The 21,157-nt window shown below is 32.3% G+C and carries 17 protein-coding genes; 16 read left to right on the top strand and 1 reads right to left on the bottom strand.

Annotation, left to right across the window (positions count from 1 at the left end):
- Positions 1 to 7 precede the first annotated feature (7 nt).
- From QY322_01770 to QY322_01720, 11 genes are read left to right on the top strand one after another with little or no spacing between them, the layout of a single operon-like run.
- Entirely contained in the window at positions 8 to 910 is a 903-nt protein-coding gene (locus QY322_01770) for a glycosyltransferase family 2 protein (protein WKZ26019.1), read from the top strand.
- Complete coding sequence (locus tag QY322_01765) at positions 907 to 1,635, top strand: glycosyltransferase family 2 protein (GenBank protein ID WKZ26018.1); 729 nt, start codon at positions 907 to 909, stop codon at positions 1,633 to 1,635. The genes QY322_01770 and QY322_01765 overlap by 4 nt, the downstream gene beginning before the upstream one ends.
- Before the next feature lie 17 nt (positions 1,636 to 1,652).
- Entirely contained in the window at positions 1,653 to 2,699 is a 1,047-nt protein-coding gene (locus tag QY322_01760) for a glycosyltransferase family 4 protein (GenBank protein ID WKZ26017.1), read from the top strand.
- Positions 2,696 to 3,340, top strand: coding sequence for a methyltransferase domain-containing protein (locus tag QY322_01755; protein ID WKZ26016.1), 645 nt, complete (start codon positions 2,696 to 2,698; stop codon positions 3,338 to 3,340). The genes QY322_01760 and QY322_01755 overlap by 4 nt, the downstream gene beginning before the upstream one ends.
- Before the next feature lie 2 nt (positions 3,341 to 3,342).
- Complete coding sequence (locus QY322_01750) at positions 3,343 to 4,245, top strand: glycosyltransferase family 2 protein (GenBank protein WKZ26015.1); 903 nt, start codon at positions 3,343 to 3,345, stop codon at positions 4,243 to 4,245.
- 17 nt (positions 4,246 to 4,262) lie between these two features.
- Complete coding sequence (locus QY322_01745; GenBank protein ID WKZ26014.1) at positions 4,263 to 5,933, top strand: 6-pyruvoyl-tetrahydropterin synthase-related protein; 1,671 nt, start codon at positions 4,263 to 4,265, stop codon at positions 5,931 to 5,933.
- Positions 5,926 to 7,548, top strand: coding sequence for a hypothetical protein (locus QY322_01740; protein WKZ26013.1), 1,623 nt, complete (start codon positions 5,926 to 5,928; stop codon positions 7,546 to 7,548). The genes QY322_01745 and QY322_01740 overlap by 8 nt, the downstream gene beginning before the upstream one ends.
- A gap of 14 nt (positions 7,549 to 7,562) precedes the next feature.
- Entirely contained in the window at positions 7,563 to 9,206 is a 1,644-nt protein-coding gene (locus QY322_01735; GenBank protein ID WKZ26012.1) for a glycosyltransferase family 39 protein, read from the top strand.
- A complete protein-coding gene (locus QY322_01730) occupies positions 9,203 to 10,447 on the top strand; it encodes a glycosyltransferase 87 family protein (protein ID WKZ26011.1) in 1,245 nt (414 codons plus the stop codon). Before QY322_01735 ends, QY322_01730 begins: the two co-directional genes overlap by 4 nt.
- Positions 10,437 to 11,654, top strand: a complete 1,218-nt coding sequence (locus QY322_01725) for a hypothetical protein (protein WKZ26010.1) — start codon at positions 10,437 to 10,439, stop codon at positions 11,652 to 11,654. The genes QY322_01730 and QY322_01725 overlap by 11 nt, the downstream gene beginning before the upstream one ends.
- The gene (locus QY322_01720) at positions 11,647 to 12,249 is read left to right on the top strand and encodes a hypothetical protein (protein ID WKZ26009.1); all 603 of its coding nucleotides are present in this window, start codon (positions 11,647 to 11,649) and stop codon (positions 12,247 to 12,249) included. Before QY322_01725 ends, QY322_01720 begins: the two co-directional genes overlap by 8 nt.
- On the opposite strand, the gene QY322_01715 is transcribed toward QY322_01720, so the two are convergent.
- The gene (locus QY322_01715; GenBank protein ID WKZ26008.1) at positions 12,221 to 14,056 is read right to left on the bottom strand and encodes a hypothetical protein; all 1,836 of its coding nucleotides are present in this window, start codon (positions 14,054 to 14,056) and stop codon (positions 12,221 to 12,223) included. The genes QY322_01720 and QY322_01715 overlap by 29 nt on opposite strands.
- Here QY322_01715 and QY322_01710 point away from each other — a divergent pair.
- From QY322_01710 to QY322_01690, 5 genes are read left to right on the top strand one after another with little or no spacing between them, the layout of a single operon-like run.
- Positions 13,999 to 15,456, top strand: a complete 1,458-nt coding sequence (locus QY322_01710; GenBank protein ID WKZ26007.1) for a glycosyltransferase family 39 protein — start codon at positions 13,999 to 14,001, stop codon at positions 15,454 to 15,456. The genes QY322_01715 and QY322_01710 overlap by 58 nt on opposite strands.
- Positions 15,453 to 16,619: a glycosyltransferase family 39 protein gene (locus QY322_01705; protein WKZ26006.1), complete on the top strand. Its 1,167-nt coding sequence runs from the start codon at positions 15,453 to 15,455 to the stop codon at positions 16,617 to 16,619. The genes QY322_01710 and QY322_01705 overlap by 4 nt, the downstream gene beginning before the upstream one ends.
- Positions 16,594 to 18,246: a glycosyltransferase family 39 protein gene (locus tag QY322_01700; protein WKZ26005.1), complete on the top strand. Its 1,653-nt coding sequence runs from the start codon at positions 16,594 to 16,596 to the stop codon at positions 18,244 to 18,246. Before QY322_01705 ends, QY322_01700 begins: the two co-directional genes overlap by 26 nt.
- Positions 18,215 to 19,591 carry a glycosyltransferase family 39 protein gene (locus QY322_01695; protein WKZ26004.1) on the top strand — a complete coding sequence of 459 codons (1,377 nt, stop codon included), beginning with the start codon at positions 18,215 to 18,217 and terminating at the stop codon, positions 19,589 to 19,591. The genes QY322_01700 and QY322_01695 overlap by 32 nt, the downstream gene beginning before the upstream one ends.
- The gene (locus QY322_01690) at positions 19,573 to 21,150 is read left to right on the top strand and encodes a glycosyltransferase family 39 protein (protein ID WKZ26003.1); all 1,578 of its coding nucleotides are present in this window, start codon (positions 19,573 to 19,575) and stop codon (positions 21,148 to 21,150) included. The genes QY322_01695 and QY322_01690 overlap by 19 nt, the downstream gene beginning before the upstream one ends.
- The last annotated feature ends 7 nt before the right edge of the window (positions 21,151 to 21,157 follow it).

Genomic DNA, 21,157 nt, shown 5'->3' with positions numbered 1-21,157 from the left:
TGCCTATATGCCAAAAATATCAGTTGTAATTAATACCTTAAATGACCAGAAAAAAATAGGCAGGTGTTTGGCTTCTCTTAAAAGTTTTGCAAATGAGATTGTTGTTGTTGATATGATGTCATCTGACCAAACGCGTGAAATTGCAAAAAAATATAGAGCTAGGGTTTTTAAACATAAAAGGATTAGTTTTGTTGAGCCTGCCAGAAACTTTGCAATATCAAAGACCAAATACGATTGGATTGTTATTCTAGATGCTGACGAGGAGCTAACTGAAGAGTTAAAGTCTTTTATCAAAAAAGAGTTAAGGGATCCAAAAGCAGATTACTACAGAGTTCCCCGAAAAAATATTATCTTTGGCAAATGGATTAAACACACAGGCTGGTGGCCAGACTACAATATTAGGTTTTTTAAGAAAGGTCACGTTTCTTGGAATCAGTTAATACATTCTGTTCCTGTTACAACAGGTAGGGGTTTTGACTTAACTGCAAAGGAGGGCTTAGCAATTAAGCACAAAGCTTATTCTTCAGTCGAAGACTATATTTCTCGAATGAATAGATATACAACAGTTCAGTCAAGGGAATTAAACAGAAAAAATGTTGAATTTGTTTGGTCTATGTTAATTTCAAAACCCCTATCAGAGTTTTTAAGAAGGTTTTTTGCAGAATCTGGATATAGGGATGGTTTACATGGTTTGGCACTATCACTATTGCAAGCGTTTTCCGAAGTAGTTGTATATTCTAAGTTATGGCAAAAACAGAAATTTAAGAAAGTCAAAGTTCCACTTGGAGATGTTGGTAAGGAATTTTTTAAGTCATTTAAAGAAATCGAATGGTGGCTGGATGAATCAAAAATTAGAAGTAGTAAGAATATATTTAGAAGAATTTGGTTAAAAATACTTCGTAGGTTATGAATCATAACAAGAAAGATATATTAAAACCTCATATTTCAGCCGTTATTGTCTATGGAGGTAATTATGACAAGATGCTTTTCGAAAAAGCAAAGAAATCAGTTTCTTGGTGTGGTGAAACAGTTTTAATCGAGGGGAAAGAAAAAGGTTTTAGTGACTGGAGAAATGAAGGATTAAGAAAAGCAAAAGGAGAATGGATACTATATTTAGATAGTGACGAAGAGGTAACAAACGAATTAAAAAAGGAAATCCTACAATTAATTGAAAACACTCAAAAAGTTAAATGTTATGCTATTCCTAGACAAAATATTATTTTTTCCAAAGAGTTTAAACACAGTGGGCAATATCCAGATTATCAGATAAGACTATTTAAAAAAGAAAACTTAATTGAGTGGGCAGGAGATCTTCATGAACAGCCAAAATATATAGGAAGATTAGGGTATTTAAAAAATTGCATTGTTCACCACAAGAATATGACGGTTTCTCAGATGATTGAAAAAACAAATAAATGGTCAGAGATTGAAGCTAAGCTTATGTTTGATGATAATCACCCAAAAATGAATATGCTCAGGTTTTTTACTGCTGGATTTCGGGAATTTATATTAAGGTTTGTAAAACAAAAAGCATTTCTTGATGGTAGGGAGGGCGTTGTATATGGAATTTACCAAATATATAGTAGGCTAATATCGTATTCAAAATTATGGGAAATGCAAATAGCACAAAAATAAATTTTAAAAAAAATAAAATGAAGGCTGCAATTTATAATCCATATCTAGACACCCTAGGTGGTGGTGAGAGATACACTATTGAATTTTGCAGAGTGCTGTCTGAAATAGGTTACAACGTTGACATTGAGTGGAAAAATGGTGAAATTCTTAAAAAAATATCCAATCGTTTTGGCGTCAAGGTTCCTCAAAATATAAAAGTTGTTGAAGATATTAAAAAAGGTAAAGACTATGATATTTGTTTTTGGGTTAGTGATGGTAGTATCCCAACTTTAAATGCCAGAAAAAATATACTTCATTTCCAGGTTCCGTTTAAAAATGTAAACGGATCGTCTCTCTTAAATAAAATGAAACTTTTTAGAATTAATGATGTTATCTGTAACTCAAGGTTTACAAAAAGCGTAATAGATAAAGAATACGGTGTTGATTCAATTGTTTTATATCCACCAATTGAGACAAGATTGTTTAATCCCAAGAGAAAAGAAAATATCATTCTTTATGTGGGTAGGTTCTCAAGTTTATTGCAGTCAAAAGGGCAGGACGTTTTAGTTAATACTTTTAAAAAGCTTTACGATTTTAAAAGTTCTAAAGATTATGGAAATAAGTCATGGAAATTGGTGTTAGCTGGTGGTGTAGAGGTTGGATCAAGTGAATTGTTATACAAACTGAAGTTAATGGTTGATAACTATCCAATTGAGATAGTTGAAAGTCCAAAATTTAAAGAACTACAGGCTCTTTATGGAAAAGCAAAAATATTTTGGTCAGCATCTGGTTTTGGTGTAGATCAAAACAAAAATCCTGAGAAAGTAGAACACTTTGGGATGACAGTCGTTGAAGCTATGAGTGCTGGAGTGGTTCCAGTTATTACCTCAAATGGTGGACATTTGGAAATAGTTAGTAGTGGTAAAAATGGATATTTATGGCACAATGAACAAGACCTTTTGGATTTAACTACAAAGCTAATCAATGAAAAAGGTTTATTGAGTAAACTGTCTAAGTCCGCAAAAATTAGTAGTCAAAATTTTGGCAAAGAAGTTTTTAAGAAAAATATAGAAGAAATTTTATGAAAAAAAGTAAAGCACTAGAACTACATGAACACGTACCTGCAAATTGGTATCATCAGTCATTGAAGAAAGATTTACTTCAAAGATACTGGCACACAACACGATTTGAAGCTATCAAAAAATATGCAGAAAAAGCAGATGATGTTTTAGATATTGGTTGTGCAGATGGAGTATTCACAAATGTAATTTTTAAGGCAACAAACGCAAAAAAACTAACTGCAATTGATGTGGTTAAGACTTCAGTTGACTGGGCCAAAAAACATTGGAAGAAAAATAAAAAATTAAAGTTTATTGTTGGAGACGCTCACAACCTAAAGTTTAAAAGCAATTCTTTTGATGCTGTATTTATAATGGAAGTCTTAGAGCACGTTGAAGATCCTTTAAAAGTTTTGCAAGATGTTAAAAGAGTTCTTAAAAAAGGAGGTTATGCAATGTTCTTGGTTCCTTCTGACAATGATTTGTTTAAGGTTGTTTGGTGGCTATGGCTTAATTTTTATCCCAGAGGTTGGGTTTGGAAAGAGACACACATACAAACCTATAGAGATAACTATTTGCCGGTTTTATGTAAAAAGGCTGGATTTAAAGTGGAACTTGATAAAAAATTTAACTTAGGAATGTTACACTTAGTAAAGGTTAGAAAATAACTATGAAAAAATTAACAGTATCAGTGGTAATGCCAAATATTAACGGTAAGACGATAATGGAGAAAAACTTTCCAGCACTTTTTAAAGCAGTAGATAATCCTAATAATCACATTTTAGAGGTAATAGTGGTTGACGACGGTAGTTGGGACGACAGTGTTGTTTTCTTAAATAAAGAATATGGGGATAAGGTTAAGCTAATAAAGCATACTAAGAACAGGGGTTTCTCGGCTGCTGTAAATACTGGTGTCCGAGCGAGTAAGGGAGATTTGATACTTTTAATAAACACAGACGTTATTCCAGAACCAAATTTTTTAGAGCCAGTGTTACCGCATTTTGAAAATCTAAAGGTTTTTGCTGTTTCTACACACGAAGAAGGATATGGGGGCGCCAGGGGTTACTTTTCTGAAGGATATATTCAGCTGGGGATGACAAAGGAAACAAAGGAGTCTCATATAAGCTTCTATGTTAGCGGTGGAAGCGGTGTTTTTAGAAAAAGTATTTGGAAGGAATTGGGTGGAATGGACGAAAAACTGTTATCCCCATTCTATTGGGAAGATATCGATCTTTGTTACAGGGCATGGAAAAGAGGATATCTAAACGTTTGGGAACCTAACGGAAAAGTGGTTCATAAGCATGAGTCAACAATTTCAAAGTTTCCAAAAAAGTATGTAGCCAGAGTAAAAGAACGTAATCAGTTATTAATGCTCTGGAAAAATATACAAAGTAATAAAATGATACAAAACCACGTTATTGCAATTATAACAAGGGCACTTAGACACCCCGGATACTTCATAATAATTTTTATGGCCTTATTAAGGTTGCCTATTGCCCTAAGAGCTAGGAAAAAAGAGATTAAGGAGTCTATCGTTTCCGACGAAGCAATATTTGCCAAGTTTAATCTTTAAAGTTTTATCTAAATAATATGACCTTCATCAAAAATAATATACTTTGGATTGTGTTAGTCATTATTTTTACAATTCCAACGTTTTGGAATCTGTTAAGACCGGGATTTTTTTCAATGCAGGATGACTTGCAAGCTTTTAGGATTCAACAGCTAGATAAATGTCTTGAAGACTACCAAATACCATGTCGTTGGGTTCCAGATGGTGGGTATGGCTATGGTTATCCTCAGTTTAATTACTATCCACCACTGCCATACTATGTAGGAGCTCTACTTCATAGAGTAGGTTTTCAATATATAGACAGTGTAAAAATATTGTTTGTTGCAGGCTACATACTCTCAGCACTTACAATGTTTGTTTTAGTCAGCTCCTTATTTAAAAGCAAGTGGGCGGGTTTTGTGTCTGCTGTTGTTTATACCTATATACCCTACAAAGCTGTTGAGGTCTATGTCAGGGGGGCATTAAGTGAGTTTTGGGCTCAAATATTTTTCCCGTTGATCTTTTTGTTTATTTACAAACTGATTAAAACCGGCAAACAAAAATATTTAATAATACTTGCAGTTTCAATTGCATTACTTGCACTAACACATACATTAATGACCATGATCTTTGCGCCCGCAGCCATTCTGTGGGCAGTTTATTGGTTATGGGATGAAAAATGGAACAATTTGTTAAATGTAGTTTGGAGTGGGTTGATCGGTTTTTTGCTATCAGCTTTTTATCTATTACCAGTAGCCTTTGAAAGAAAGTTTGTGCACATAGAAAGTATGTTATCAGGGTACTTTGACTATAGAGCTCATTTTGTTAGTTTACATAAACTTTTCTTTTCGACGGAATGGGGTTATGGTTCGTCGGGATTTCCCGATGAGAAATTAAACTTGTCCCTTGGGATCATACAATGGTTAATTGGTATAGTAGCAGTAGTTTTGGCACTAGTTAATTTTAAGAAAGACAAAAAAAAGTCATTGTTAGTTATTGGGTTGGGGTTCTTGTCTCTGGCAAGTATCTTTATGATGCATATGAAATCAAGTTTTATATGGTCCGAGCTTCCTTTTCTTTGGTATATGCAATTCCCTTGGAGATTTTTAGCCTTAAGTATATTTTTACTCTGTTTACTTTCAGGAATTTTTATTCTTTACTTTAAAAAATCAAAATATGTAATTGGTGTTTTGGTTGTCACTGTGGCAATAGTTACCAATCTTTCATTTTTCGTTCCTAAAGATTGGTTATACATAACAGATACCGACAAATTTTCAGGTGTTAGTTGGCAAAAACAAATGACAATATCTATTTTTGATTATTTACCTATTTATTCCATTCTTCCTCCGATAAATGAAGCTCCAAAATTACCTGAGATTATGGATGGCAAGGCTGAAGTAATAGGATACAAAAAGGGAAGTGATTTCCAATATGGAACAATTAATATTACTGAAGACGCATCAATTAGGTTTCCTCTTTTTGACTTTCCTGGAATGACCGTAAAAGTTAATGGAGAAAAGGTTGAGCATTACAACAATGATTGTAGGGGGCATGATTTTTGTTATGGACTAATTTCAATTGACTTACCTATTGGTGATTATGATGTAGAAGTAAGGTTACTGGATACTCCAATTAGAAAAATTGGCAATTACTTAACAATATTAGGTATGATTGTTATAGCCTTCCTTTTGGTGAGAAAAAAACATGATTAACTATTTAAAAAGAAATTGGCAAATTATTTTAATTTTTATTCTAGGACTTTCAATCTCTTGGCCACTTTTTAAAAGTGGTTATTTCTCGCATCAAGATGACCTTCAAATCATAAGACTTGTTGAAATGCGAAAATGTTTTTCAGATTTTCAAATTCCCTGCCGTTGGGTACCTGATATGGGTTGGGGAAATGGTTATCCACTTTTTAATTTCTATGGTGTATCCACCTATTATCTTGGGGCACTTATTAGTTATCTGGTGGGATACTTAATTTCAGCCAAAATACTTTTTTTCATAAGCCTTACTGCTGGGAGTTTCGGTATGTATCTTTTGGTCAAGGAGTTGTGGGGCAAGTACGCAGGTTTGACTTCGGCTGTTCTTTATATGTTTGCACCATATAAGGCACTTGATATATATGTTAGAGGTGCGTTGGGTGAGGGAATGGCACTTACAATCATTCCTTTTGTTTTATATTTTTTAATTAGAAAGAAATATTTTCTTTTTTCTTTAACTTTTTTCCTATTTTTAATAACTCACAATATTATGACTGTTATTTTTGTCCCAATTGTAGGTTTATTGGCAGTATACTTGCTTTTAACAAGTAATTTAAAAAACCTGAAAGTAATTACGATATCCTTTTTTATAGCCTTTGGTTTATCTGCTTTTTTTACTATTCCTGCCTTTATTGAAAAAGATCTTGTCCAGACCGAAAGCCTGACTCGTTTTGAGCTTGATTACAGGGCCAACTTTGTAGGCCTAAGGCAGTTGTTTTTGGATAGATCTTGGGGTTATGGTACTTCTATACCAGGTCCTGAGGGTGGAATGAATTTTCAAGTAGGATGGCCATATTGGATACTTGCTGTTCTATCTTTAATTTTTATATTTTTAAACAGAGTTAAAAAACACAATATAATATTGGTCGTTAGTATTTTTGTGTTGTTTTTAATGTCAGTCTTTATGACACATAATAAATCAACCTTTATTTGGGAGTCTTTTAGCATACTAAAGTATTTTCAGTTCCCTTGGAGATTTCTATCTTTATCAATATTAACAGCGTCTATATTGGGTGGTTTTGTTGTGTTCTTGGTTAATGATAAATGGAAAAAGTATTTAAGTGTTTTTATTATAATTATTACGATTTTATTAAATTGGGGCTACTTTCGTCCAAAAGAATTTTATCCAATTAGTGAATCACAAAAAGTGTCTGGTGAACTTTGGGAACAACAAACAAGGGGTGCGCTTTTAGACTATCTACCAGAAACTGCACTAGAGCCGAGGGAGAAAGCACCTGACTTACCACTTATCATAACTGGCGAGGCGGAGATTGATAATTATATAAATCGCTCAAATAGTTTTAATTTTAATATTGAGGTTTTAGATAAAACAGAAATACATATGCCTATTTTTTATTTTCCTAATTGGAGTGTAAAAGTAAATGGCGTAAAACATCCAATTTCAGATGATAATTTATTGGGTAGGATTTCAATCAGTCTAGATAAGGGAAACTATGAAGTAGAAGGTAGATTTAACAACACACCAGTTAGGGCAGTATCGAACTTAATATCAATTATAAGTTTTGTAGGATTAATAGTATTACGGAAAAAAAGAAAACAATGATACAGTCATTCCAAATGTTTATTTCAAGATATACATATTTGGTGATAATTTTACTTTCTTTGCCTGCCGTCAGATATCTTTTTGTGGATGGGTATTTTGGAGTTTCAGATGACCTTCATATTGGTTGGCTTTTTGAAATGGATAGAGTTGTTAGGAGTTTGCAGTTTCCACCCAGATTTGTCCCTGATCTTTCTTTTGGTTTTGGTTACCCACTTTTTACTTTTGTCTACCCACTACCGTTTTATGTAGCAGAGATTTTCCATTTAGTTGGTTTTTCGCTAGTAAATAGTATTAAGTTGGTGTTTGGGTTATCAATCCCATTATCAATGGTTTTTGCATATAAGCTTTTTAGGATTTATATGAAAGAGGATTTCTCATTAGCAGGTGCAGTTTTATATGTCTATGCTCCATATCGGGCCCTTGAGCTTTTTGTGCGGGGGACGATAGGGGAGATTGTTGCCTTTATTTTCTTTCCATTAATTTTAATGTCTTATATAAAACTGACAAGTGAAAAAAGATCACTAAAGTGGTTGGGGATTGCGGGCTTGGGAACTGCTGGACTTATTCTGTCGCACAATATTATGGCGTATATGTTTACACCATTCCTATTAGTGTTTATTGCCATGAGAATTTATTGGTTAGTTAAGGACAAAAGATACGCAATTTTGAGTAGCTTTAAGGGTTTAATTATTGGTCTGCTAATTTCAAGTTATTTTTGGGTTCCAGCTATTTTTGAAAGTAGGTTAATGAAGTATGATACTGTTTTTAACTTCTATGATCACTACCCGACTTTAAAACAATTTATTACTCCTTATTGGGGTTATGGTGCTTCAGTACCGGGACCCTATGACACAATGTCTTTTTATGTTGGTCTTGTTGGGTTGGTGACAATTGCACTTGGAACAATCTTATTCTTTATAAAGAACAAAAAATTTTCTAAAAGTGAGAAAGTATTTATTGGCTGGTCATTCTTTGTTGTGCTGGTTAGTGTATTTATGATGAATCATAGATCTGCCTTTTTATGGAGGAGCATTCCCCTATTACCTTACTTTCAATTTCCTTGGAGGTTTTTGGCTATGATAACATTGGTTAGTCCAATTTTTATAATAGTTTTATCAAAATTTAAGAGTTTAAGGTTTTTACCAATTGTAATAATAGCTGGAGCAATTGTTTTTAACTTTAATTATTTTAAAACCAGTGAATATTTAGGTAGGACAGATGACTATTATATAAATAGATTTATTCCATATCCTACTGCAAGTGAAGAATACAAAAAAACAGGAGAGGAATATTTGCGGCTTCCTAAAGAAAATGAGATAAGACCTAATAAGAATTATCCTAGGGCTTACACCGAAAGTGAGGAAGTAGAGCTTACTATACAAGAGCTAAATGCACTGGATGCAAGCATTACCACAAGCAGCCAGATTGATTTTGTTTTAAATTACTCAAAGTATAACTATCCAGGTTGGATTGCAGATATAGATGGCCAAAGAGTTAATATTCTGTCAGGTAAACCATATGGTCAAATTTCATTTTTGGTCCCCAGTGGGGAGCATATTGTAGAAATAAAATATAGAGAGTCGCCAACAAGACTTGTTTTTGATATAGTTTCATTAATGGCCTTGGGAGTATCAATCTACTTAATATATAAAAAATGAATAGAATTGTGTTAATAATTTTAACAGTTGGGATTTTGTTGCGTATATTTTTAGCTTCCACTACTTACCATTCAGATACCCCAGTATTTGATTTCGCAGGAAAAGTAATTGGTGGTGGTAATGTTACTAATTTTTACGATTATCTCTGGGATTTGCCAGAAGATCATCCTTATCTTTCAATTTACCCTAGACACCTATTTAACTATCCACCATTACCCTACTTTTTCTTAGGAGGTGCCTCACTATTAACTACTTGGATAGTTGATAGTGGCGTCCATACAGCTTTTATACTTGATTTTGAGTCCACGCTGGGTAATGTTCAACTTAATTTATTGTTGTTTTTGTTAAAACTTCCCTACTTTATTTTTGACATAGCAGTAGCTTTCATCTTGATGACATTCTTTAAAGAAAGAAAGGAAAAGATCATTGTTTTTGGACTATGGATGATAAACCCCATAAATCTGTATGCAACCTATATGGTTGGACAATTTGATATTATCCCAACCTTTTTAAGCGTCGCTGCATTGTATTATGCAATCAAGAAAGACAACTTAACCTTAAGCGCAATCTTACTGGGTCTAGGTGCAGGATTTAAAATATTTCCATTACTTTTTATAGTTCCTCTAGCTTTTTTTAAGCAAAGTTGGTGGGAAAGAATAAAAATCTTGTTTACGTCTGGAATAACATATGCTTTATTTGCTTATCCGTTTATAATGTCTGAAGGATTTAGGAAAACTGCACTTTTAGCTAGTCAAACTACCAAAAGTTTTTACGCTCAAATTCCTGTGTCGGGTGGCCAGTCTGTTATTCTGTTCTTAGTAGCTGTCATTTTCCTTTATATTTTTTATTTTTACCACAAAACTCGCATCGAGTTTTTGTGGCAAAGATTCTTTTCTGTTTTATTAATATTTTTCATCTTTACCCATTCTCACCCTCAGTGGCTACTATGGATAACTCCATTTTTGATAATTGACTTAGTTGTCTCAAAGTTTAAACATTGGCCGTTGTTACTAGGAATATTTATAAGTTTTATAATGTTGGTTACCTTTTTCGACCCAGGTCTTTCTATATGGTTATTTGCCCCAATTAACCCATCACTTTATGGTCAAGCGGGTATATGGTCACAACTAGGACTAAATCTAGACGTTAATTTGATGCGTAGTTTGTTCCATTCTGTTTTTGTAGGTATTGCAGTATATTATATTTATTATTATTTCCGAATTAAAAAAAATGAAAATTAAATTGCTTTTAACTGCCGTTATATTGCGTCTGCTAGTTTCTGCACTTTTGTTTCATCCAGATGTAAAAACAATTGCATTTCAAACCTCATTTTTAAAGTCTGGGGTGACTGACATATATAATTATTTAAGTGATAATAAGTCAAGTCTTCCATTAAAAGAAGAGTTTGTTTATTTTCCTCTAACATATTTTACAATTGGAGCCTATCAGGCAATTATCTCGCCTGTTTTAGGTAGTGACTTTGGCAGCTGGATAATGGACGCGGGTGCAAATACTGTTGTTAACAACCCAAACATTTTTAAATACTTAATTACGCTTAAATTACCACTCCTAATATTAGATATTTCCATTGCTTATCTGTTACTTAAGTTTTTCAAAAGATCAGAAAATGGTGACAAAGCATTTGAGTTGTGGTTGTTTAATCCATTTACAATAATACTCATCTATGCCTTTTCAAATATCGACATGTATGCTGTTTTATTAACAGTAGTTGCTCTCTTGTACCTAAAAACTGACAAACTAATTAAGGCGAGCGTGTTTCTGGGTCTTGCCATTTCCTTTAAGTTGTATGCTTTGTTATTTGTGCCATTTTTGTTTTTAAAGGCAAAGAGCACTAAGACAAGAATACTAACTGTTATTGTCCCACTATCTATATTTGTAGTTTCTATAATTCCTTTTTGGTCAAAGGCTTTTGTCAATTCTGCACTTTTGTCAGGGTTATCGACTAGAATATTTACCCCAAATTTTGTAATAGGGTTTGGCGAGTCTATAATTGTGGGACTTCTTTTAATCACTGCACTGTTTTTCTATTGTTGGTTGAATGACACAAAAATAAAGTTATTTCACTACTTTGTTGCGATACTTTTAATACTGTTTTCATTTTCCCACTTCCATATTTCATGGCTTTTATGGATTGCTCCTTTTTTGGTAATCCTTGCAGTTAAAAGAAAAGAACTAGCTATACCTATATTTATTTGGTCAGTACTGGCAATCTCTATTCCTCTGTTTTATTCAGACAGGTCAATGACTTTGTCACTATTTAGGATTTACTCAACATGGTTTGATTTGTTACCAACTCCATTTACATTTATACAAAAAATATATGATCCATATGGTTTACAAAGTCTGATCCACTCAGCCCTAGCTGGTTTGTCAGTTATTTTGTCATATAATTTATTTAAGAAGAGTAAATTAAAATTAAATGAATAAAAAAAGTATGTTTTTACAAAGTAAGTTTTCAGTTTTTACAATTGCTACAATCTTGTTTTTATTATTTCTATTTCCAGGTTTGATGGCAATGTTAATCCAGATGATACCTGCAGATGACCAGCCAGGGTATGGTGACATGGGAAGAGTTTCAGTCTATGGAGAAAGAATTTTCACCCAATACTTTGTGTCAAAAAACAAAAACTTAACCGCTGTTGGGACAACTATTAAAAATCCAAACCTACACAACAAGAAAGATATTTTTTTTGATCTATATCAGGAAAACGCAAGATTAGTAAGATCAGTAACTTTAAACGGTTTCAATATTGGGGATGGAGATTTTGTAAAGATTGTTTTTGATAAAATACCAGACTCTGAAAGTAAGAAATATTACTTTACTCTTTCTTCGCCAAGTGCAGGGGATGAAGAAATAATTGAGATATTTTTAACAGAGAAAACAGATGAAATATTGGAGTATATATACGATGAAGAGTTACATATAGGTGGTGCTCCAATTGTTACATTTCACAAACCAGACAGTAGACTAGAGACAGTGAAGCTAGTTTATTCTAATTTATTTTCCAAACTTCTACAGTAGTGTTTTCATAAAATAGGGTAAATCCAATTCTATCTAGTTTAACTTGGGGTTTTAAATCTTTTGGAAAGTAAAGTAGGTTTGCATTTGTTGAAAGTATGGCTTCTTTAACTTTCGTTTCGTCTTTTTCACTAAAGACAACCTCTTTTGTTTTAAGTCTTGGTCTGTAGTCATAGCCCATGATGTCAACTTGTTCATAGTCATCAAAATAAGTTCTTCTTGCGGAAAAGGCAGAAACATATGAAGTGTCAAACCAGTCCCATATTTCAGGTATATTCTTTTTCTGATCAAGGTACTGATTGTATGGTGGTGTAATTATTACAGAATTTATTTCTGTGTTGTTTTTAATAAATTCAAGAGCTTCCAGTTCTGACGAGTTAACTTTAGTAAATGGAGGTCTGATATGGCCATCCGCGACGTAGAAATCTTTTAATAATGTAAGTTGTGTTGGGATCATTAAAATAATAATTACAGTTCCTAATGTAATTGTTTTTAGTTTAGTGTTAAGTATTTTTGATACAGCAATTCCAGCCATTATCCCAAAAAGTAATATAAAATATTGTAAAAATTGTGCAGTATTACTGGCTACACCTTTTTGTAAAAATAAAAGAGGCATAGTAATCGAGATGATAATTGCAATTTTAAAAATAGAGTTTGATTTCACGAATTCCCATAGACCAATGGCTCTCATTCCTAGGTTTCCAAAGAAAAATATTAAAAAACCCATTCCCTCAAGCCAAATAACTCTTTTCCAATTGTTTTCAACTATGTATGTTTGACGTCTTAATTCCCAGTCTAGGAGATTTAACCTTGATGGTTCTACGATCAATGTTCTTATATACCACCAAGGTTCATATATTAAAAATGAAGTAGAGTTTGCAGAATTTGGAAGATATAAAAGTAGTGCAACAATACCACTTGTTAGTGAAAGTAAAAATAATCTAAAATCTTTTTTAAATATCAGGTTCCAGGTGCCAACCAAAGCAATGGTTAGTAGTAATACAAAACCTGCATAGATTTTAAAAGATGATATGGTTCCTAAAATTACTAAGGAAATTAAAAAATATTTTAATCTTTGCATTTTCTCTTTTTGGTCAAGAAAAACTAATACATAATAGATACCTGCAAGAAACAAAAAATTAGAAATAATTTGTGGTGGGTTACCACTTGAGCTTTGTATTTGTGTTGCCCAAAATACGCTTTCTCCCTTTCCTATTAAATAACCAAAACTACCTGCAAAGTATGTAAAGATAACTGCCCAAATACTTGCATTAAAACTTTTTGTTAACTTTTTTGTTAGGTAGAAAACAGAAGCACCTAGAAATAAAGAGTAGAAAAAAGGGAAAACTCTAAAATACGAATCCGTGTTTGATATTGGTGTATAGAGGCTTACCATAGTTGGCAGAATATCTGAAAAGAAATGGTAATTTGTTAATTTTTCACCTGCAAAAATTGGGTTTTCAAATGGGTAACCTTTTTTCATCTCCTCCACTAGGGCAATGTGCCATGGTCCATCATGTCCATGTGCACTCCAAAAGACTAAGTTTCCATCTTGATAGTTGCCACTTGGAGAAATAATTGCAAGTTGGCCAAGAATGCCTATGCTAAAAACTACAAAAACTATCAAAAACTTTAAATTAAAGGTGATTTTGACGTTTTTTACAGCTTTAATTAGTGGCTTGTAGAAGTAGATTAATGTTAAGAGTAAAATAGGAATGATTAAATATGGAATATTTAGTACAATTAAAAGATATGAAACTAGGGTGGCAGCAGAAAACACAAAAATTGAACCCATTAAAACAACTTCCATATCTAAATTATATACTACTCTTAATCATTATTCTTGGGACTCTACTTCGTGTTTTTAAGCTTGACAGCTTACCTATGTATGGTGATGAACTAACTATGGTTTACGATGCTTACAGCGTTCTAAAAACAGGTATGGACCAGACTGGAGAAAGCCTTCCATTAACCTTTAAAATGGGAGCAGGTAGGCCTGCAGGTTATGTTTACGGTAGTATACCGTTCGTGGCGTTGTTTGGACCATCTGAATGGGGGGTAAGAAGCTTATCTTTAATTTCTGGAATTGGAATAATAATTCTAATGTACTTTTTAGGTAAGAAGTTGTTTAGTAAAAAGGTTGGTTTATGGGCTTCATTTTTAACTTCAATCTCATTATGGGATATTTATTTATCACGCGCTGGGTTTGAAGCTCATTTTGCCTTGTTTTTGGCAACCTTTGGGATATTAATGTTTTTGCATAAAAAATACATTTGGATGGCCCTTCTTTGGGGGTTAACAATATTTACATATCCTACTTTTAAGTTAACACTGCCTTTATTGTTTTTAGTATTAATAGGTTTTTCTGGTTTTAGGGAGACTTTTAAAAATAACAAGTTTAAGTTATCTTTATTAGTGTTGGTTGTTTTTAGTGTATTTTCATTGAATGAAACCTTCAAAGGTACCTCAGAAGTACGTTTTTTGGATTTGAACATCTTTTCTGATAGAAACAGACAGGAGTCTGTCATACAAAAGATCAATGAGCAAAGAACCTTATCAACTTTACCAGTGATGATTAAGCCTATTGTTTATAACAAGCCACTTGCATATACAAGAATTCTTTTTGAAAATTATCTAGAAAATTTATCCCCAGAATTTTTATTTTTAAGAGGTGACAGAAACCCACGAGTCAATCCTGGTGAATGGGGTATGATGTATTTAGTTGAGTTACCTTTAATTTTATTTGGTTTTTACAAGCTGGCAAGTATGAATAAGAAAAGTTTACTTCTACTTGTTTCTTGGATTTTGATTGTTCCCTTGGCTACAATGTTAATGGGGCAAACACATGGACTCAGGAATAACTTAATGTTACCAGCTTTTATCTTAGTTTCAGCTTTCGCTTTATCTAACCTTTCAAAAAAATGGATTGTAACAATAGTTTTATTAATGGTTGTTCAATTAATTTACGTTTTAATAACTATTTATTATTTTGCACCAAATAAGTTTGGCAGTTTTTGGTCTGCTGAAGCAAAGATGGTTTCTCTGGCTACAATAAAGACTGACAAGAATATTGATATTACTCTCTCGACAAAAATTGACAACATAGAGTATGCATACCCTGTATATGCAAAAATCGATCCAAAAGATGTGATTTCTCAATATGGCAAGCTCCCAAAAATATATGATAATGTGACAATTTCTGACAAATGAAAAATATTTTTATAGTTACTCTTTTTTGTTTTTTAGCTTTTTTACTTTTTTCATTTAGAATTACTGAAGTCCCCCCTGGAATAAATGGAGATGAGGTAGGTATAGCCCATAACGCAGCACTGATGTCTAAAAGTTTGACAGATGAGAATAATAATTTTCTACCGCTATTTATATTTGCAAAAACATCTGATTGGAAACAGCCTGTAACTGTTTACACAACAGCTGCAATTTTTAAAGTGTTTGGTGTTTCTTTTGCAGCACTTAGAATGACTAGTGTGTTGTTTGTCGTTGCCTCAATAATAATTTTTTACTTTTTGTCCAAAGAAGTTTTCAACTTAAAGTTTTTCTTAGTTGGTTTCATAATACTAATAACTACTCCAATTATTATGATCCAGTCACATTTGGCTTTAGAAAACATTGCGGTTTTACCATTTATATTTTTGTGGCTATTGATGCTTGTAAAGCAAAAAAAACCTATACATTTTATTTTAGCTGGGGCATTTTTAGGTGCTGGTATATTTTCCTATCTAGGTATGAGGATAATTGTTCCTGTTCTATCACTAATAACCTTAATATACTTAAGAAAAAGTTTTAAACAATGTGTATTATTCTTGGTAGGAGTATTACCATTTTTCATTCTTTTATATGTTGCTAACTTTTACTACCCTAGTGCGGTGGTGGGAAGTTTTAGTTCTACTGCCCCTTCTTTTTATGAATTTGCATTACGATACTTAAGCGTGTTTGACTTAAGTTTTATGTTCTTAAAGGGAGATATAAGTTCCTATCATTCAACTGGGAAATCAGGAATGTTTCTTATTTTTACACTACCACTATTTTTAGCAGGGGTATGGGATATATTAAAGAGAAAGAAGCCTTTTGAAGTTTTAATCCTTTGCTCTTTCTTTTTATTACCCTTACTATTTGGATTTGTTCCAGATATATATAGAGCAAGTAGGCTACTTGCGTTAGTACCGTTCTATGTGATTATCTCAACAATAGGATACTTATCTATGAACAAAATCATTGGCTTAATTATAATGACCACAGTCCTTATTGGTTACTGGTTTTTTGTAAATGACTATTGGTTTGAGTATGCTAAGAGAGTGGAAAACATTTTTCCAACAACAATAAATTATTATGATCAAGAATTTGTTAAAAAATAACTTTTGGCTTTTTATTATTTTAATCCTTGCTTTTGGATTGAGATTATACAAAGTTACTTCAGTCCCACCTTCTCTAAATTGGGATGAAACCTCAATTGGTTACAATGCATATTCAATACTAAAAACTGGAAAGGATGAGTGGGGTGAGTTTATGCCTTTGCATTTTAGATCTTTTGGAGAATATAAATTACCTGCTCAAATATATGCTTCAATACCTGGAATTTATTTTTTTGGATTAAATGAACTTGGTGTTAGGATCACACCTGTGGTTTATGGAACATTAACAGTTTTATTGTTATATTTTTTAGTTTATGAAATATTCAAGAAACGTGAGATTGCTTTGATATCATCTTTTCTTCTTGCAGTTTCTCCTTGGCACATACAGTTAACAAGAGGTTCATTTGAATCATCATTTTCACTGTTTTGGTTTGTTATGGCGGTTTGGTTTTTGGTTAAAGGTTTCAAAAAGCCAATTTGGTTTATTGTCTCAATGATACCCTTTGCAATATCTGTCTATACTTATAATACTGCGCGTGTTTTTACTCCATTTTTCTTACTTGTTTATTATTTATTAAATATTAAGTTTTTGTTTAAGAATTTTAAGTATATGGTACTTAGTACTCTAGCTTTTGTAGTTTTATTAATTCCACTTATACCATTTGTGTTGTCTGGAGAGGCATCTGCCAGATACAAACTTGTTAGTATCACTGATGATGCTGGTCTAATTCCTAGGATTGAAGAAAGAAGGAATTTGTCTAAGCTTCCGCCACTAGTTACAAAACTAATTCACAACAGATATACATATAATACATATTACTTTTCTGTTAATTATTTATCTCACTTTACTCCAGACTTCTTATTCGTTAACGGTGCAGGCCACAGACAACACCATGTGCAAGGTGTTGGAGAATTGTACTGGATTCAAGCCCCATTTTTACTATATGGACTTTATCTATTGTTGAAACGTAAAGACTGGTCTTTGAAAGTTTTACTTCCATGGTTACTACTGGCATTTGTGCCCGTATCAATGACTAATGATAGTATTCCAAACGCGCTTAGAACTTTAATTGCAGTTCCTGTTTATCAAGTTTTTACAGCAATTGGTATTTACTATTTTGTAAAACTAAATAACAACAAAAAACTTGTCAAGTTATTACTATTACTTGCTGTTGTTTTGTTTTTGATTAACTTTTCAATTTATTTAAAAAAGTTATATGTTGACTATTCTGTTAACTATTCAAGAGACTGGCAGCATGGAAATAAACAAGTAGTTGAGTATATAAAAGAGAATCAAGATGATTATGACCTAGTTGTTTACTCAAGAGTATATGGTGAGCCCCATATTTTTACCTTATTTAATTTAAATTATGATCCAAAAAAATTTCAAGAAATTAATAATTTGGAAAGGTTTGAAACGTTTGATTGGGTAAGAGTATTAAGGTTTGATAAATACTATTTTCCAGATCTAGGTGATGATGGGACAAGGTATGAAGATATTGTAATAGATAATCCAGATAAAAAAATACTATTTATAGGTAAAGTTGGAGATTTTCCAAGTGAGGTAAAAATACTAGAAAGGATAAATTTCTTAAACAATGAAACAGCTTTTGAAATTGTTACAAACTAACTTTGTTTTAATAGTAATCTGCTTACTTTTTTTAGGAACTAGATTATTTAGGATTGACTCAATACCTGCATCTGTCTATTGGGATGAGGCCTCAATTGGATATAATGCATATTCCATACTAACAACAGGTAAAGATGAATGGGGTGAGTTTTTACCTCTTCACTTCAGGGCTTTTGGAGAGTTTAAGTTACCTGTTTATATTTATTCAGTTGTTGCCTCTCAATTTGTATTTGGGATGAATACTTTTGCTCTTCGTTTTCCTGCAGTTATCTTTGGTTTATTTTCCATAATTGGTTTGTATCTTTTGGTATTACAACTAACAAAACAAAAAAGTGTTTCCCTACTTAGTTTTTTTTTGTTTTCAATAACCCCCTGGTTTTTTATTTTTTCAAGAACAGGTTATGAAGCGGTTGCTGGTTTGGCTTTATTTATTTGGGCAACTTACTTTTTATTGAAATCAGCTACTGAAAAAAAGCATCTTTTTCTGTCAACAATGTTATTTATCGGGTCATTTTATAGTTATAATAGTTTTAGAATACTAACACCAATAGTTTTAGGTCTTGGTTTTGTATACCACCTTTACAAAAAACAATTTGCTGTATTAATTTTGTCTGTTTTAGTTTTGTCTGCAAGTTTTTTCCCATTATATAAACTTTACAAACACGATTCTGGTCTATCAAGATTACAAGCAGTTGGTTCGTCTACAATTTTTACAAACTACTTAAAAAACTTTTCTCCTACCTTTTTATTTATAGATGGTGATAGTAACCCTAGGAGTCAAATTCCTGGAGAATCACAACTATATTATTTAGATGCAATATTTTTGGCCTTGGGGGTTTTATATATTTTAAAGTCAAAAAATCCAAAGTTGTTTATAGTTTTGGGATTATTACTACTTGCTCCAATTCCTGCATCAATTACAAAAGAAAATCCTCACGCTTTAAGATCAATATTAATGTCCCCAATGTTATCTATTATCTCTGCTCTTGGAATTTATTACTTGTCTGAAATTTTTAAGAAACAAAAACAAATTATATTGATTGCTGTAGTTGTTTTGTATACTCTCTCATTTGAAGGATATATGTATAAATTTGGAACTGTTTACAATGATTTGTCAGTAAATGTATGGCAATATGAATACAAAGAAATATTTGAAAGACAAAAAGAAGGTTGTGTTAGTGACCAGTATGCACAACCCTATATTTTTGCACTGTATTACAATAAGGTTGACCCCAACTATTTTATAGACACAAGAGAGTTAAATCCTGTTTCTGATTGGGGTTTTTCAACTGTAAAATCATTTGGTAGCTACACCTTTCCAAAAGTATGTGGAGAAACAAATTAACATATATTGTACTTGCGATTATTGTAATTCTGGCTGGGTTTATGAGGTTTTATAAGCTAGATCAAATACCTGCTTCATTAAACTGGGATGAAGTTGCTGCAGGATACAATGCTTACACAATTGCAAATTGGGGAATGGATGAATACGGAGATAAATTTCCAACTGTTTTTACATCTTTTTATGATGACAAACACCCAGTCCACATTTATATTACTTCAGTTATTGTAAAAATATTTGGACTTAATGATTACAGTGTTAGGTCTAGTAGTGCTTTAATTGGAACTTTGTCTGTTATTGCTATATTCTTGTTCGCTCGCGAGTTGTTAAGAAGTAATTTAGCAGGCTTATTTGCTGCATTATTTTTGGCTGTTTCGCCATACCACATACATTTTTCAAGAGGGCTCTGGGAGAACAACTTTGCATTATTCTTTTTAATAACGGGACTTGCTAGTTTTTATATTGGTTTAAGAACTAAAAAATATTTAATACCCATATCCTTTTTGTTTTTTGGTTTAAGTTTCTTTTCATATCACTCTGCAAAAGTTGTTGTTCCAGTAGTGGTCTTTCTTGTTTGTTTAATAAATTTAAAGAAGCTACTTAAAAACAAGACTTTGTTGATGGTTTCAGTTTTAATTACATTGTTATTTGGGATTCTAATTATTAAAGATACAAGAATTTTAGGTTTTGCTCGTATGGGACAGACGAAATTTTCTGAAGAACTGATATTAAACGCTGGTGGTAAATTAAATTTAGTTTTTGAAAATTACAAAAAACATTTTACACATAAATATCTTTTTGAGAATGGAGATCAAGGTCCAAGGGCATCAGTTAAAGTGGTTGGTCAGTTTTATAGAATTGACTTGATTTTATTGGGTATTGGTTTTATTTCCTTACTTTACAGAAAAAAATGGCAAGCATTAGCCGTTATTTTTACTTGGTTATTATTGTCACCAATCCCAAGTGCAGTTTCTTCAACCGACCCAAGTTCTATTAGGGGAATTTTCATGATAATACCTATGTTACTCCTGTCTGCATGCGGTGCAGATGCATTGCTATCTCTGTTTAAAAGTAAATGGTTAAAAGCATTTATGTTAGTAATTATATTAACCTTTTTATTTAGAGAAGTAACTAATTATTTAAATTACTACACAAAAGTATACCCTACTAAAGAAGCGATAGAGTGGCAATATGGTATGAAAGAAATTGTTGAATACACAAGGGAGAGCCCTGACTTTTACAAGATGTATGTAGATAATATTAGACAACAGCCATATATCTACTTTCTTTACTACAACAAAGTTTCTCTTCCAGAATTGTTAAAAACGGTAAAATATGACCAATCAAGTTCAAAAAGCTTTAATACTGTTTTATCGTTTGGAAGATATCAATTTGGAGGTTGGAACATAATTGAAAGTTATCCAAATAATGGGATATTGTATGCTGTAACACCAAGTTACTACACAGGATTACGTTTTGCCCCACAGTTTGATGTTAAAAGGTTAATAAAATATCCAGATAACAGTGATGCTTTTTATATAGTAGAAGGACAGGGGCAGTAGTGTAAAA

This window comes from bacterium (assembly GCA_030583725.1).
Classification (GTDB): domain Bacteria; phylum Patescibacteriota; class Microgenomatia; order UBA8517; family UBA8517; genus JAUYMM01.
The sequence above is the reverse complement of the archived record's forward strand: the minus strand, read 5'-3'. Positions and strand labels throughout refer to the sequence as shown.

Coding starts and splice junctions, on each gene's coding strand:
- QY322_01770 (WKZ26019.1), top strand. CDS start 8: ATGCCAAAAATATCAGTTGTAATTAATACCTTAAATGACCAGAAAAAA.
- QY322_01765 (WKZ26018.1), top strand. CDS start 907: ATGAATCATAACAAGAAAGATATATTAAAACCTCATATTTCAGCCGTT.
- QY322_01760 (WKZ26017.1), top strand. CDS start 1,653: ATGAAGGCTGCAATTTATAATCCATATCTAGACACCCTAGGTGGTGGT.
- QY322_01755 (WKZ26016.1), top strand. CDS start 2,696: ATGAAAAAAAGTAAAGCACTAGAACTACATGAACACGTACCTGCAAAT.
- QY322_01750 (WKZ26015.1), top strand. CDS start 3,343: ATGAAAAAATTAACAGTATCAGTGGTAATGCCAAATATTAACGGTAAG.
- QY322_01745 (WKZ26014.1), top strand. CDS start 4,263: ATGACCTTCATCAAAAATAATATACTTTGGATTGTGTTAGTCATTATT.
- QY322_01740 (WKZ26013.1), top strand. CDS start 5,926: ATGATTAACTATTTAAAAAGAAATTGGCAAATTATTTTAATTTTTATT.
- QY322_01735 (WKZ26012.1), top strand. CDS start 7,563: ATGTTTATTTCAAGATATACATATTTGGTGATAATTTTACTTTCTTTG.
- QY322_01730 (WKZ26011.1), top strand. CDS start 9,203: ATGAATAGAATTGTGTTAATAATTTTAACAGTTGGGATTTTGTTGCGT.
- QY322_01725 (WKZ26010.1), top strand. CDS start 10,437: ATGAAAATTAAATTGCTTTTAACTGCCGTTATATTGCGTCTGCTAGTT.
- QY322_01720 (WKZ26009.1), top strand. CDS start 11,647: ATGAATAAAAAAAGTATGTTTTTACAAAGTAAGTTTTCAGTTTTTACA.
- QY322_01710 (WKZ26007.1), top strand. CDS start 13,999: ATGAAACTAGGGTGGCAGCAGAAAACACAAAAATTGAACCCATTAAAA.
- QY322_01715 (WKZ26008.1), bottom strand. CDS start 14,056: ATGGAAGTTGTTTTAATGGGTTCAATTTTTGTGTTTTCTGCTGCCACC.
- QY322_01705 (WKZ26006.1), top strand. CDS start 15,453: ATGAAAAATATTTTTATAGTTACTCTTTTTTGTTTTTTAGCTTTTTTA.
- QY322_01700 (WKZ26005.1), top strand. CDS start 16,594: ATGATCAAGAATTTGTTAAAAAATAACTTTTGGCTTTTTATTATTTTA.
- QY322_01695 (WKZ26004.1), top strand. CDS start 18,215: ATGAAACAGCTTTTGAAATTGTTACAAACTAACTTTGTTTTAATAGTA.
- QY322_01690 (WKZ26003.1), top strand. CDS start 19,573: ATGTGGAGAAACAAATTAACATATATTGTACTTGCGATTATTGTAATT.